1 protein-coding gene is annotated in these 1,790 nt (G+C 62.2%); it reads left to right on the forward strand.

Translation table 11 applies throughout. The features are described from left to right. Positions 1-1,763: glycine cleavage T C-terminal barrel domain-containing protein (locus DBR24_RS04025; RefSeq protein ID WP_305888820.1), on the forward strand; the 1,763-nt coding region annotated here is incomplete at its 5' end. Positions 1,764-1,790 lie beyond the last annotated feature (27 nt).

Raw genomic sequence — 1,790 nt, forward strand, 5'->3', positions numbered from 1 at the left:
CCAGTTCCGGCGGTTACAGCCCGGTTGTGCACTTGGCTTCGCACCTCGGTGGCAAGCCGATCTGGCGTGAAGACATCCTCGGTTTCGTACCGGGCGAAGCACCGCAGAAGCGTGTGTGCGTCGGCGGCATCAACGGCGTGTATGGCCTCGGCGATTCGCTGGCCGACGGCTTCGAAGGTGGCGTGCGCGCTGCGGCCGAAGCCGGGTTCCAGACTGTCGAAGGCGTGCTGCCCAAAGCCCTGAGCCGTGTTGAAGAACCGACCCTGGCGCTGTTCCAGGTGCCGCACGAGAAGGGCACCGCGCGCGCGCCGAAGCAATTCGTCGACCTGCAGAACGATGTCACCGCCGCCGCCATCGAACTGGCGACCCGCGAAGGTTTCGAGTCGGTCGAACACGTCAAACGTTATACCGCGCTGGGCTTCGGCACCGATCAGGGCAAGCTTGGCAACGTCAACGGCCTGGCGATTGCCGCCCGTTCGCTGAACGTGACCATCCCGCAGATGGGCACCACGATGTTCCGTCCGAACTACACGCCGGTGACTTTCGGCGCCGTGGCCGGTCGTCACTGTGGGCACATCTTCGAGCCGGTGCGCTACACCGCGCTGCATGCCTGGCATGTGAAGAACGGTGCCGAATTTGAAGACGTTGGTCAGTGGAAGCGTCCATGGTATTTCCCGAAAAACGGTGAAGACCTGCACGCCGCTGTGAAGCGCGAATGCAAAGCCGTACGCGACAGCGTCGGCCTGCTCGACGCCTCGACCCTGGGCAAGATCGACATCCAGGGCCCGGATGCCCGCGAGTTCCTCAACCGCGTGTACACCAACGCCTGGACCAAACTCGACGTGGGCAAGGCCCGTTATGGCCTGATGTGCAAAGAAGACGGCATGGTCTTCGATGACGGTGTAACGGCGTGCCTGGCGGACAACCATTTCGTCATGACCACCACCACCGGCGGCGCGGCGCGCGTACTGCAATGGCTGGAGCTGTACCACCAGACCGAATGGCCGGACATGAAGGTCTACTTCACCTCCGTCACCGACCACTGGGCGACCATGACCCTGTCCGGACCGAACAGCCGCAAGCTGCTCAGCGCCGTGACCGACATTGATCTGAGCAACGAAGCGTTCCCGTTCATGACCTGGAAAGAAGGTCTGGTCGGCGGCGTGCCGGCGCGGGTGTTCCGTATCTCGTTCACCGGTGAGCTGTCGTACGAAGTCAACGTCCAGGCCGACTACGCGATGGGCGTGCTGGAGAAAATCGTCGAGGCCGGCAAGCAGTACAACCTGACCCCGTATGGCACTGAAACCATGCACGTGCTGCGGGCGGAGAAGGGTTTCATCATCGTCGGTCAGGACACTGACGGCTCGATGACCCCGGACGACCTGAACATGGGCTGGTGTGTGGGTCGCACCAAACCGTTCTCGTGGATCGGCCAGCGTGGGATGAACCGTGAAGACTGCGTGCGTGATCAGCGCAAACAACTGGTGGGCCTGAAGCCGATTGATCCCAACGTCTGGCTGCCGGAAGGTGCGCAACTGGTGTTCAACACCAAGCAGGCGATCCCGATGACCATGGTCGGCCACGTGACCTCCAGCTACGCGCACAACTCCCTCGGCTATTCGTTTGCCATGGGCGTGGTCAAGGGTGGTCTGAAGCGCATGGGTGAGCGGGTGTTTGCACCGCTGGCCGATGGCAGCGTGATCGAGGCGGAGATTGTTTCTTCGGTGTTCTTCGATCCGAAGGGTGATCGGCAGAACATCTGATGCTCTCGAATCCTGTGGGGTGGCGGA

Origin of the sequence: Pseudomonas sp. HMWF006 (genome assembly GCF_003061205.1) — a bacterium.
Lineage (GTDB): Bacteria > Pseudomonadota > Gammaproteobacteria > Pseudomonadales > Pseudomonadaceae > Aquipseudomonas > Aquipseudomonas monsensis.